We start from the raw sequence: 12,381 nt of genomic DNA on the forward strand, positions 1-12,381 counted from the left end.
ATACCGGACCGAGCCGAACCTGCAGCGGCACTCAGGTCAGTCCGGGAAGGATCTCAGGAGTAGCTCAGCACCAGACTGTCGACAGCAGCGGACACGGCCTGCGCCGCTCGGAGTCCATCGTCGGCAGAGATGCCTGACGGAAAAGTGAACCGGACGCTCGTTTTCGCCACGTCGCCATCGATGCCCAAAGCTGTCAGCACATGCGAGGGCTCATCTGATCCGACGGCGCAGGCCGATCCGCTCGAAGCGGTGATGCCCAGGCGCTCGAGCTCGAGCAGCACAGCCTCACCGCTGGTGCCGGAGAAGCAGAACGACGCATGGTTCGGAGTCCGCGACCGTGGACTGCCGGTGAGGAAAGCGCCGGGAACCGATCGCAGCACCTCGGCGATGAACTCATCGCGAATGACCTGCACACGAGCAGCGGCATCAGCCCGCTCCGCCTCGGCGAGTTCCACAGCGGTGGCGAAGGCCACGGCAAGGGCTACGTTCTCCGTGCCGGACCGGCGCCCGGACTCCTGGCCTCCGCCGTGGATCAGCGGTTCGAGGGGTATCCGCGCCCGGATTGCGGCGACTCCGATTCCCTTGGGCGCGCCGACTTTGTGCCCGGCCAGGCTCATGGCGTCGACGCCGAGCCCACTCAGCGGCAGCCAGCCCGCCGCCTGCACCGCATCGGTGTGGAAGAGCGCACCGACATTGTGGGCGGCCTCGGCCAGCGCCGCGATGTCGCTGACCGTTCCGATCTCGTTGTTGGCATATCCCAGGCTGACCAGGCACGTGTCCTCGCGCAGGACCGAGTTGAGCGCATCGACGGTGATCGTGCCGTCGGATTCGACCGCCACCTCAGCGACTTCGAACCCGTGCCTGCGCCGCAGGAAATCCGCCGAGGCGAGAACTGCCTCGTGCTCGAGAGCAGAGATCACGATATGCCGCCGAGGCGCATGTCCAGCAGATCCGCCTCCAGCAGATCCGCCACCAGCGCGACCAGCCGCAGGGGCATCAGCGCCGAGCGCCATCCCGATGATCGCGAGATTGTCGGCTTCGGTGCCGCCGCTGGTGAAGATGATGTCCGTGCTGCGCATGCCGAGCACCTTTGCGACACGGCGCCGAGCGTGTGTCAGAGCTTCGGCCGAGGTGCGACCGACCTCGTGATGGCTCGAGGGGTTGCCGAATGCGCCGGTCAGGTACGGCCACGCTGCTTCGAGGGCCTCCCTGCGGACAGGAGCGGCCGAAGCGGTGTCCAGGTAGAGCGGTGAGCTTGACTCCGGCTGCTGATCGAGCGCCATCTCAGTTCGACTCCAGATTGGGGCCGGAATCCGGATCGAGAGCAGACCCCAGATCGATGTCAGGCTCCGGATCGAGGGCAAATTCCAGATCAAGGTCGGGCTTCAGATCGGTGTCGAGTCCCAGGCCGATGTCGAGTCCCAGATCGACCGCGCGAACACTGTGGGTCAGCGCCCCAGACGAGATGACGTCAACCCCGGTCGCCGCGATGTCCGCGACGGTGTCGAGGCTGACATTGCCGCTGGCCTCGATGACCGCTTGTCCGGCAATGAGTTCGACTCCGGCACGCAGATCAGCCAGGGAGAAGTTGTCGAGCATGATGATATCGGCACCGCCGTCGAGCACCGCTTGGATCTGCTCGAGACGGTCGACTTCGACCTCGATCGTCGTCGTGTGGGACAGCCGAGCCCGAGCCGAGCGGATCGACGCGGCCACATCAGCGTTCTGACCAGCCAAGACAGCAAGATGGTTGTCCTTGACCATCACCGCATCGGAGAGCCCGAACCGGTGATTGTGCCCACCGCCGCAGCCCACCGCATGCTTCTCGAACGCGCGCAGACCCGGGGTCGTCTTGCGGGTGTCGGCAATGCGCACACTCCGACCGGCAGTGTTCGATGCTGCGGCGTCGACGAAGGCTCTGGTCTGCGTCGCGATCCCACTCATCCGTTGGCAGAAGTTGAGCGCGATCCTCTCCGCCCGCAGCACCGCTTGCGCCGAACCCGAGACCATGGCCAGCGTGTCACCGGGGGAGAAGGTATCGCCCTCGGCGGCAGCGAGTTCCACCTGAACACCGGAGTCAATGAGCGTGAAAGCCCTGGCGAAGACCTCACCTCCAGAGAAGACGCCGGCCTCGCGTGCATTGAGCACGGCCCTCGCCGAGGCAGCCCCCGGAACGAATGTGTCACCCGTGATGTCACCCCAGGGAGCGTCCTCGTCGAGTGCGAATCGAAGCGCGGATTCGATCGTCGCGGCAGTCAGCATGAAGCAGCCTCCTGAAACAGGGGAGTGGTGGGAGCAGGGAAGTCCGAGCGCGTGTGCGCCCCACGACTTTCCCTCCTCGTGAGTGCATGAGACGCGATGGACCGGGCAATGAGCGCGAGGTTGGCGGTCTCGACCCGTTCGGAAAGCGTTTGCGGGGTGAGGCCAATGGAGTCATTCGGAAGGGTTCGTGTGCCCGGAACTGTTGGTTGTCTCTCGCCGAGGTGGTGAAGCAGGGATCGCAGTCCCTGATCGTTTCGTTCGACGCCGAGGTGGGCCCAGGCCAGTGCCCGGAGTTCGTCACGCGAGACCGCGCTCCCTGCCCGAGAGTCTGTCCCGACGAGTGCTTCACCCACAGGACTCGCTTCCAGCCTCTCCGCGGAGGCAAGATCCTCGTCGGTTTTGTCTATTCCTGTGTCGATGGCTGCGGCGGCTCGGGCTCCGAAGACGACTCCTTCGAGCAGAGAGTTCGAGGCGAGTCGGTTGGCTCCGTGCACGCCGGTGCAGGCGACCTCGCCGACGGCGAAGAGTCGAGCGATGCTGGTTCGGCCGTCCAAGTCAGTGGAGATGCCGCCCATGAAGTAGTGGGCGGCTGGGGTGACCGGAATGAGGTCGGTGGCCAGGTCGAAACCGTGTGTGGCCAGACCGTGGGCGATGCTGGGGAAATGGGAGGCAACCTCGGGCATGGATCGGGCATCGAGGTAGCAGGGCTGGCCATCCTGTGCAGCCATTCTCCGGTGGATCGCCAGGGCCACGACATCACGGGGTGCCAGTTCACCTCGGCGATCGACCTCGGGCATGAACCGATGACCGCGATCGTCGAGGAGGAGCGCTCCGGCGCCGCGGACGGCCTCGGAGATGAGGAACCCGGACCCGGCCAGGGCAGTGGGATGGAACTGGTAGAACTCCATGTCGGATACGGCGGCACCCGCGCGGATGGCGGCGGCGAGTCCATCTCCGGTGGCGCCATCCGGATTCGTCGTATGTGCATAGAGCTGGCCTGCCCCACCTGTGGCCAGCACGACGGCGTCGGCGGGGAGGAAGTCGTGAGTTCGCTCGCGCAGCAGATTCACGCCGGTGACCTCGCCCGCATCCCCATCCTCACTCGTGGCGAGATCGAGAAGCATCGTGCGCTCGAGCAACGTCACTCGACCAGCGGCGACTTGAGCTCTCAGGGCATTCGTCAGCGCCTCGACGATCGCCCGGCCGGTGGCGTCACCGCCGGCATGGAGGATGCGCGGAATCGAGTGCGCACCCTCGAGGCCACGTGCCCAGTCACCGCTCTCGTCGCGGTCGAAGGCAACACCTGCGGCCGCGAGCTCGAGGATCCTCTCCGGCCCCTCGGTGCACAGGGTCCGCACCGCGGCAGCATCACCGAGCCCGGCGCCGGCTTCCAGGGTGTCGGCGATATGCGATTCGACGGTGTCATCGGCGCCGAGCACTCCGGCGATCCCGCCCTGCGCCAGAGCAGTGTTCGACTCACCGAGGCGCCCTTTCGTCACCACTGCGACCTCGTGCCTGCCGGCTAGCCGCAGGGCCGCGGTCAGTCCTGCGATTCCGGAGCCGATGACGACGATACGGTTCAGGCGACGATCGGAACTCATGAGTCGCTCAGACCCGTGGCTTCGCGGCGAGCATGCGCTCCAGTGACACGCGAGCCGGATCGGCCACCTCGGCGTCGACCGTGATCTGGTTGATCACCGTGGATTCGAGCAGGGACTCGAGGACCCAGGCGATGTAGCCGGGGTGGATGCGATACATCGTCGAGCACGGGCATACGACGGGGTCGAGGCAGAAGATGGTGTGCTCGGGATGTTCGGCCGCCAGCCGCTGGACGAGGTTGATCTCGGTGCCGATCGCGAAGGTAGTCGGTTCGGTCGCCTCGGCGATGGCTTTTGTGATGTACGCGGTGGATCCGGACTCGTCGGCGGCGGCCACGGTCTCCTGCGGGCACTCGGGGTGGACGATGACGCGCACATCGGGGTGATCGATGCGTGCCTTGTCGATCTGAGCGGGAGTGAAGCGTTTGTGCACCGAGCAGAATCCCTGCCACAGGATGACCTTCGAATCCTCGACCGTGTCGGGAGAGTTGTTGCCCAGGGGGCGGGCTGGATTCCACAGCGGCATCGCCTCGAGGTCGATGCCCATGTTCAGTGCGGTGTTGCGGCCCAGATGCTGGTCGGGGAAGAAGAGCACCCGCTGACCGCGCTCGAACGCCCACTCGAGGACCACCTCGGCGTTGGAGGAGGTGCACACGATGCCGCCGTTGCGGCCGCAGAATCCCTTGATCGCGGCCGAGGAATTCATGTAAGTGACCGGGATGACGGGCACCTTTCCCTCAGCATCGGGCTCGCTGCCCAACAGATCGGTCAGCTGTTCCCAGCAGTCCTCGACCTGGTCGATGTCGGCCATGTCCGCCATCGAGCAGCCAGCGGCGAGGTTGGGCAGGATCACCGACTGATCTGGAGTCGAGAGCAGATCGGCGGTCTCGGCCATGAAGTGGACGCCGCAGAAGACGATCGCCTCGGCCTCCGGGTGGTTCTGCGCCGCCTTGGCGAGCATGAAGGAGTCGCCGATGTAGTCGGCATGCTCGACGACCTCGACCCGTTGATAATGATGGCCGAGAATGACGACCCGATCGCCGAGTTCGGCCTTGGCGCGAATGATTCGCTCGTTGAGCTCCTCCGCCGAGGAGTCCCTGTATTCGGCCGGGATCTCACCTTGGCGTGGGGCGGCCTGGGGGATTGGATCGTCCATCGAGGCGCCGGGGCCGTAGCCGGGCCTGATGTCGACATCCCAGGGGGCATCGATGAGGTCTGTCGAGCACATTTCATCGTCCGAGCCGGTCGCGGAGATGTCTTTGAGGGTGAGCTCGATCGAAGCTGTTGTGGTCATCATCGTCCTTCGCAGAGTGGGAGTGCATGCCCCCTGAAAAAGTTTTGCGCAGAGTTGAGCTTAATCACCTTCGTTCGTAATGTAAAACAGCATCGCGCGCTGGGACTCGGGGTGTGAAGTGCCCGAACTCGCGCGGGGAAGTGCCCGAACTCGCGCGGGGAAGTGCTGGAACTCGTGTGGTGAGGTGTCATAGGCAGGGGTGGGCGAGGCCCTGCTCGGGTCGATGATCTAGTCTGGAAACTGGCTCGCAATCCGAGTCGACCCGAACGTGAACCCGCGCGATTCGGCCGGGACCACCGCCTGCCGCCGACTCACGCTCAAGCAGCGCCGACGATGCGCCGCCACCTAGACGAAGGCCGACCGAAGAGGATTCCCATGCCCCACAACCCGACACCCGATAATCTGGCACCTGACCGTCCCGAGAGCTCCGCGCCTGACCAGCCCGAAATGACTCCGCCCTACGGGAGCGGCCCCAGCCGGCCTGCTTCTGCCGACGCGAATGCAACTGCGGCCCCGCCTCGGCGAGTGCGAACCCTGGACCTCATCAAAGCCAAGGCAGAGGGTCGCCGCTGGGCGATGCTGACCAGCTATGACCAGTACACGGCCGCCCTGTTCGAGCAGGCCGGGGTCGAGGCGCTGCTGGTCGGAGACTCCGCTGCGAACAATGTCTACGGCCACGAGACCACTCTGCCCGTCACTGTCGATGAGCTCATTCCCCTGGCACGTGCCGTCTCCAGCGCGACCTCGCGGGCACTTATCGTTGCAGACCTGCCCTTCGGCAGCTACGAGATCTCCGATGAGCAGGCGGTTGCGACGGCCGTGCGCTTCATGAAGGAGGCCGGTGTCCACGCGGTCAAGCTCGAAGGTGGAGTGGCCGTGGCCCCCCGGATCAAGGCGATCACGACCGCCGGCATACCTGTGATGGCTCATATCGGCTTCACGCCCCAGGCCGAGCACAACCTCGGCGGATACAAGGTCCAGGGTCGCGGGGGAGCCGGTGATGCGCTGTTGGCTGATGCCCGTGCCGTCGCCGAGGCGGGGGCGTTCTCCGTGGTCATGGAGATGGTCCCAGCCCGGCTGGCCGCGCAGGTCACGGCCGAGATGGCGATTCCGACTGTCGGCATCGGCGCCGGAGCCGACTGCGATGCCCAGGTGCTCGTGTGGCAGGACATGGCGGGCCTGCGGACCGGCAAGGCCCCGCGGTTCGTCAAACGCTATGCCGATCTGCACTCGGTGCTCTCCGATGCCGTGGGCCGCTATGTCGATGAGGTCAAGAGCGGCGAATTCCCTGAACCGGAGCGGAGCTTCGAGTGATGGAGGTCGGAGGAATCCAGGCTCTGCGTGCCTGGCGGGAACGGCGGTCGGGCTCCGTGTCGCTGGTGCCCACGATGGGTGCTCTGCACTCGGGGCACCAGGCACTGATGGACAGGGCCAGAGCGGCTGGGGATTCGGTCGTGACCAGCATCTTCGTCAATCCTCTGCAGTTCGGTACGGACGAGGACTTCTTCCAATACCCGCGTCCCTTCGAGGCCGACCTGGAAGTCTGCGAGGCCGCCGGCGTGGACTTCGTCTTCGCACCCGCCCTGGGGGAGATGTACCCGGGCGCACCCGAAGTCACCGTATCCTCGGGGCGGATGGGTGCGGTGTACGAAGGGGCTGCACGGCCGGGCCACTTCGACGGCGTCCTGACCGTGGTGGCCAAGCTCTTCACCCTGACGGCTCCGGACTCGGCGGTCTTCGGCCTCAAGGACATCCAACAGTTCTGCCTGGTCAAACGCATGATCACCGATCTCAACTTCGACATCGAGCTGATCGGACTGCCGGTGGTTCGCGACGAAGACGGCCTGGCCATGTCGAGTCGAAACGAATATCTCGCGCCCGCCGATCGAAGCGCTGCGTTGGCGATACCGCGTGCCCTGGACGCCGCAGCCCAGGCTGCGGAAGATGGGGCTCCGATTGGAGTTGAGGCTGCTGCTGAAGCAGTGCTCAGCGTCGCTGCCGGGCGGGGAGACCTCGACCTCGGCTATCTCGGTCTCGTTGATGCGGCGACGTTTCAGCCGTGCTCACTGGACTTCGACGGGCAGGCGCTTCTTCTTGTCTCGGCGAGCGTCGGGGGAACTCATCTCATCGATAACGTGCCTCTCGAATTCCACCGCTCTTCGTGACGTCCACCGTTCTTCATGAATTCCGAAATGACTCATTCGTCGAGGACGGCGTCTATTTGGGCGAGGACGACGCTCATTCATCGGCGCCGGGAATGTCGAATGACCATTATATTACCTGTTTGATGCGCAATTGTGACCTGAATATATAAGAATTGTTAAGGCGCTGAAATACGCGTATGAACGGGTTTGAAAAGACAGCTCCGATTGTTCCATCATTCGATGTCAGACCGCTGTGATCTCTTGTCCTGAGTATCTGTTGTGAATAGACTCAACATCAGTAACTGAGGAATATAGCGAGTTTATTCGCCGTAGTCGAAGGAGATGATGGAAATGCAAATGTCAGACCTGTGGTCAGTTCTCGCGAAAGTGGGACTGGCAATTCTCATACTTCTCGTCACTTGGATAATTGCGTCGATCGTCAAATGGGCGATCGGCAAATTGGTGATGAAGGTGCCGGCATTGCAGCGCGACGGCAATGACGGTCAGCAGATCGGAAAGTCGATCGGACAGATCGGCAGCCTGCTCGTCTGGCTGCTCGGCCTCATCGCTGTTCTGCAGCTGTTCAACCTCGACCAGGTGCTGAGCCCGCTGCAGGGTCTGCTCGACGGAATCTTCGGCTTCCTGCCCAATATCATCGGCGCCGGAGTCATCTTCTTCATCGGCTTCGTCTTCGCGAAGATCGCCAAGCAGCTTGTCCAGACAGCGCTCAACGCTGTGGACCTGACGAAGCTGACATCGAAGTTTCAGTCGCTTGGAGATCGCGCCACCGGCGTCGTCGACTCATCGACGGGAACCGCTCCGCAGCAGAACAACATCAATGCCCAGCAGGCCTCCTATGGCCAGCCCCAGCAGGGCCAGCCCCAGCAGGGCCAGCCAGGCCAGCCCCAGCAGGGCCAGCCAGGTCAGGGCCAGCCGGGGCAGCCGGGGCAGCCGCAGAACCCGAACGCCGAGGCGAATGCCAAGATCTCATCGCTTGCCGGCAACCTCGTCTTCGGAATCATCATCATCGTCGTGGCGATCTCGGCGCTGCAGGTGCTGGGCATCGCGGCTATCTCGCAGCCCGCACAGCAGATGCTGCAGCTCTTCCTCAACGCCATTCCGGCTATCATCGCCGCAGGCATCCTGCTGGCCATCGGCGGGGTCATCGCCAAGTTCCTCGGCAACCTGCTCGAAGAGGTCCTGCGCGGAGTCGGCACGGATCGTGCAGTCGATTCGATCGGAATCGTTCCCGAAGGCACGAGCGCCTCCAGCGTGATCACGAAGATCGTGCAGGTTGCGATCATGATCTTCTTCGCGATCATGGCGACTCGCATGCTCGGGTTCCCTGAGATCACGAACATCCTCAACGAGATCCTCGACCTCGGCGGCAGCGTCCTCTTCGGCGCTGCGATCATCGCCGCAGGCTTCCTCATTGCGGCTCTCATCGGCAAGTTCATCACGAACTCCCTGGCGAGCAAGGTGCTGCGCTACTCGGCCATTGCACTCTTCATTGCGATGGGCCTGCGCTACATGGGGCTGGCCGATTCGATCATCAACCTGGCGTTCGGAGCTGTGGTCATCGGTGGCGCAGCAGCCGCCGCACTGGCCTTCGGCCTGGGCGGCCGCGATGCCGCAGCCAAGATGCTGGGCAAGGTCGACATCGAAGCCGCTGCCAGCAGCGACGTTGAGGGGCGGCACGCGAACACCGCCACCGCCGGAAACAGCAGTGCTGATAACAGCGGTGCCGCAGACAGCGGTCCCCGCGGGCCCGAAGGGCGCGGCCCGGTTCCACCACCGGCCAGCTGACAAGCAGGCAGTTCGCAACGAACAGTCTCCAGCACTGAATGTGCGGGCCGGGCAGCAGCCCGGCCCGCACGTTTGGTGTTGGGGAACCGCGACTATACGGGGAGCGCGATGACGGCGATGCCCATGATCACGAGAACCGTGGCGGAGACGGCTTCGATGTAGAAGTCCGTGCTCCTTCTCTGCAGAGCCTTCGCGGCCATACCGGCGATCAGCGCGAGAACGATTTGGTAGGCCAGCATCAGACCGACCACGACCGAGACCAGCACAACATAGTCGATGCCGGCCGCCGAGGCGGGCACCAATGTCGGCATCACTGCCAGGAAGAACAGTCCGGCCTTCGGGTTGCTCAACGACGAGATCAGACCCCGACGGTAGGAGATGACCGACCGCAGCTGCCCCCATGATCTTTTCGCCCCGGCACCAGCCCCGCCTGGGTCGGCACCAGCCCCGCCTGGGTCGGCACCAGCACCGGCACCGACTGGGCCGGCAGCGGAACCGGCAGCCACCTCGGCGGCGGTGTCCGTCTTCTCACCGTCGATGAGGTCATCGGTGGCCGCCACGATCTCGCTGACCTGCCCGCGAGGAGGCTCACCGCGCAGCTCGGATCGGATGCGCAGTGCCTGGCGGGCGGCCAGGACTCCGAGCAGGCACAGGTAGAGTCCGCCGATGATCTTGAGGATCAGCAGCGCCGACGGGAAGGTTCTCAGCAGTGCCGAGATGCCTGTCAGCGCCGCGATCATCCAGATCGTCATGCCGGTGGCGGAGCCGAGCGAATAGATCAGTCCGGCCTTGCGGCGCAGGGCCGAGAGGCGAACGGTGAGGATCGTCTCGGGGCCGGGCGTGACCGCGAGGACGGTTGCGGCTCCGGCGATGGTGATGAGCTCGGGTCCGGTCATGGTGCTCCTTCGGGGACAGCGATCAGGCGTTGGACCTGGTCGAAGCGGGAAATGCGACGCTGCACGATGACGGCCCGGCAGAAGAACACGAGTCGCAGCGACTCGCACCTGCCGAGCTCTCCCTCAAGTCTGAGGCACGCCGGCGCCACATGACACATCGGGAAAGGCAATCATTTGCTAACAACCATTCGGGGTTGCCGAATCATCATGGGCTACGCTGAGGCCATGTGGGATCTCAACCGACTGCGCATCTGGCGGGCCGTCGTGGCCACCGGTTCCGTAGTCGACGCGGCCAGGAGCCTCAACTACACATCCGCCACGGTCAGCCAGCACATCACGACCCTGCAGAAGGCCGTCGGCGTCCCTCTCTACCGCAGATCCGGGCGCGGCATCGAGATCACGGACTTGGGCAAGCGCCTGGCCGAGGAATCCTCTGACGTCTTCACGGGACTGGGACGACTCGATGATCTCGTCGAGAGCGTGCGCACCGTGAATCGCCCCCGCATGCGCATCGCGGCGTTCACCTCCTTCAACGCGGGCCTGCTGCCGGGGATCATCGAACCGATCGCGGCCGAACACCCGGATATGCGCTTCGACATTCAGCTCAACGAGCCCGCGAAGGTTCGCCGCAGCCATTGCACGATCGAGATCCGCAGCGAGGTCCCGCAGGAGGACGAAGTTCACCTGCCAGGGATGACGCGCACGGTCCTTTTCGATGACGACTACCGAGTCGTGGTCTCGGACAGGCACCGGTTTGCGAGTCTGAAGTCCGTGCCGTTCAAGGACCTCGAGGACCAGCGCTGGGTCGACTACGACCTGTGGGCGGGACCGACGAGCAAGGTCGTCGACCTCGCCTGTGCTGCCGCCGGATTCGAACCGCGAACCTTCGCGGCCTCGGAGGACGAATTCGCCGCGCTGGCCCTGGTCGCCTCGAATCTCGCGATCACGGTCCTGCCGCGCCTGTCATCGGCGCAGCTTCGTCAGGGACTGACCGCCGTCGGCCTCAGCGACCCCACGCCCGTGCGCCGAATCGTCATGCATGTGCGTGAGCGCGAGGCCCACCTGCCGCACGTGCGTTCCTTCGTCACCGCCGCCGAGGCGGTCGTGGCCGATTATCTGGCCCGTTGAGTGATCGTCGGCTTCGACCGATCCGGAGCGACTTTCAGCCGGTTCTGCCAGGGGAGACGCACAGTTCCTCATAGTGGGCTGAGTCCCCGGCATCAGGGCGGTGGGATAGGCTGTTCGGGTGAGTTCTGAAATCGAAATCGGCAAAGGCAAGCGCGGTCGTCGCGGCTATTCCCTCGACGACATCGCCGTCATCCCTGCTCGGCGCACCAGAGATCCCGAAGACGTCTCGCTGGACTGGCAGATCGACGCCTACCAGTTCGGCCTTCCCTTCATCGGCGCCCCCATGGACTCGGCCATGTCCCCGGAGACCGTGATCGCCCTGGGCAAGCACGGCGGCTTGGGTGTGCTCGACCTCGAGGGGCTGTGGACCCGTTACGACGATCCCGCCCCGCTGCTGGCAGAGATCGCCCAGCTGCCTGCGGAGATGGCGACGGCACGGATGCAGGAGCTCTACTCCGCACCGATCCAGGCCGAACTCATCACGGCCAGGCTCGAACAGATCCGCGAAGCAGGAGTCACCGTTGCCGGTGCCCTGACCCCGCAGCGGACCCAGCAGTTCTACAAGACCGTCGTCGATGCCGGAGTCGACATCTTCGTCATCCGCGGCACCACGGTCTCCGCCGAGCATGTGTCCTCGCATGCAGAGCCGCTCAACCTCAAACAGTTCATCTACGAACTCGACGTTCCCGTCATCGTCGGCGGTGCCGCGACCTACACCGCGGCCCTGCACCTCATGCGCACCGGTGCCGCCGGTGTCCTCGTCGGCTTCGGCGGGGGAGCCGCGGCAACGACTCGCCGGACCTTGGGCCTCCATGCTCCGATGGCAACCGCGCTCGCCGACGTCCACGCCGCCCGGCGCGACTACATGGACGAATCCGGCGGCCGCTACGTCCACGTCATCGCCGATGGCGGACTGGGCACCAGCGGCGACATCGTCAAGGCCTTCGGCGTCGGTGCCGATGCCGTCATGCTCGGCACCGCTCTGGCCCGCTCGACCGAGGCTCCCGGCCGCGGAATGCATTGGGGCGCCGAGGCGCACCACCCCGAGCTTCCCCGCGGGCATCGTGTGGAGCTGGGAACCGTGGGCAGCCTCGAGCAGGTTCTGTTCGGTCCCGGACGGACCGCGATCGGCGAACTCAACCTGGCCGGTGCCCTGCGCCGTGCACTCGCGACCACCGGCTATGTGGATCTGAAGGAATTCCAGCGCGTCGACGTCACAGTCTCGCCCTATCAGCCCGGATCGGTGGTTTGAT

10 protein-coding genes are annotated in these 12,381 nt (G+C 64.8%); 5 read left to right on the forward strand and 5 right to left on the reverse strand.

Annotated elements, in window-relative coordinates:
• Positions 1–53: 53 nt before the first annotated feature.
• Genes BLT92_RS14645 through nadA form a run of 4 tightly spaced genes read right to left on the reverse strand, consistent with a single transcriptional unit; the run spans position 54 to position 5,154 of the window.
• Positions 54–1,283, reverse strand: coding sequence for a cysteine desulfurase family protein (locus BLT92_RS14645; RefSeq protein WP_092106716.1), 1,230 nt, complete (start codon positions 1,281–1,283; stop codon positions 54–56).
• A gap of 1 nt (position 1,284) precedes the next feature.
• Positions 1,285–2,262: a carboxylating nicotinate-nucleotide diphosphorylase gene (gene nadC, locus BLT92_RS14650; RefSeq protein WP_092106718.1), complete on the reverse strand. Its 978-nt coding sequence runs from the start codon at positions 2,260–2,262 to the stop codon at positions 1,285–1,287.
• Complete coding sequence (gene nadB, locus BLT92_RS14655; RefSeq protein ID WP_231938859.1) at positions 2,256–3,863, reverse strand: L-aspartate oxidase; 1,608 nt, start codon at positions 3,861–3,863, stop codon at positions 2,256–2,258. The genes nadC and nadB overlap by 7 nt, the downstream gene beginning before the upstream one ends.
• A 7-nt stretch (positions 3,864–3,870) precedes the next feature.
• Complete coding sequence (nadA, locus tag BLT92_RS14660) at positions 3,871–5,154, reverse strand: quinolinate synthase NadA (RefSeq protein ID WP_092106720.1); 1,284 nt, start codon at positions 5,152–5,154, stop codon at positions 3,871–3,873.
• Between the two features lie 447 nt (positions 5,155–5,601).
• Between nadA and panB the strand changes: the two genes are divergently transcribed.
• From panB to BLT92_RS14675, 3 genes are all read left to right on the forward strand, one after another.
• Complete coding sequence (gene panB, locus BLT92_RS14665; RefSeq protein ID WP_172802680.1) at positions 5,602–6,468, forward strand: 3-methyl-2-oxobutanoate hydroxymethyltransferase; 867 nt, start codon at positions 5,602–5,604, stop codon at positions 6,466–6,468.
• Entirely contained in the window at positions 6,468–7,319 is an 852-nt protein-coding gene (panC, locus tag BLT92_RS14670) for a pantoate--beta-alanine ligase (protein WP_092106722.1), read from the forward strand. The genes panB and panC overlap by 1 nt, the downstream gene beginning before the upstream one ends.
• 336 nt (positions 7,320–7,655) lie before the next feature.
• On the forward strand, positions 7,656–9,104 hold the full coding sequence (locus BLT92_RS14675) for a mechanosensitive ion channel (RefSeq protein WP_231938860.1): 1,449 nt from the start codon (positions 7,656–7,658) through the stop codon (positions 9,102–9,104).
• Between the two features lie 92 nt (positions 9,105–9,196).
• On the opposite strand, the gene BLT92_RS14680 is transcribed toward BLT92_RS14675, so the two are convergent.
• On the reverse strand, positions 9,197–10,000 hold the full coding sequence (locus tag BLT92_RS14680) for a LysE family translocator (RefSeq protein ID WP_092106724.1): 804 nt from the start codon (positions 9,998–10,000) through the stop codon (positions 9,197–9,199).
• 225 nt (positions 10,001–10,225) lie between these two features.
• Between BLT92_RS14680 and BLT92_RS14685 the strand changes: the two genes are divergently transcribed.
• A complete protein-coding gene (locus BLT92_RS14685; RefSeq protein WP_092109426.1) occupies positions 10,226–11,128 on the forward strand; it encodes a LysR family transcriptional regulator in 903 nt (300 codons plus the stop codon).
• 118 nt (positions 11,129–11,246) lie between these two features.
• Positions 11,247–12,380 carry a GuaB3 family IMP dehydrogenase-related protein gene (locus tag BLT92_RS14690; RefSeq protein WP_092106726.1) on the forward strand — a complete coding sequence of 378 codons (1,134 nt, stop codon included), beginning with the start codon at positions 11,247–11,249 and terminating at the stop codon, positions 12,378–12,380.
• Position 12,381 lies beyond the last annotated feature (1 nt).

Source organism: Brevibacterium picturae (assembly GCF_900105045.1).
GTDB lineage: Bacteria > Actinomycetota > Actinomycetes > Actinomycetales > Brevibacteriaceae > Brevibacterium > Brevibacterium picturae.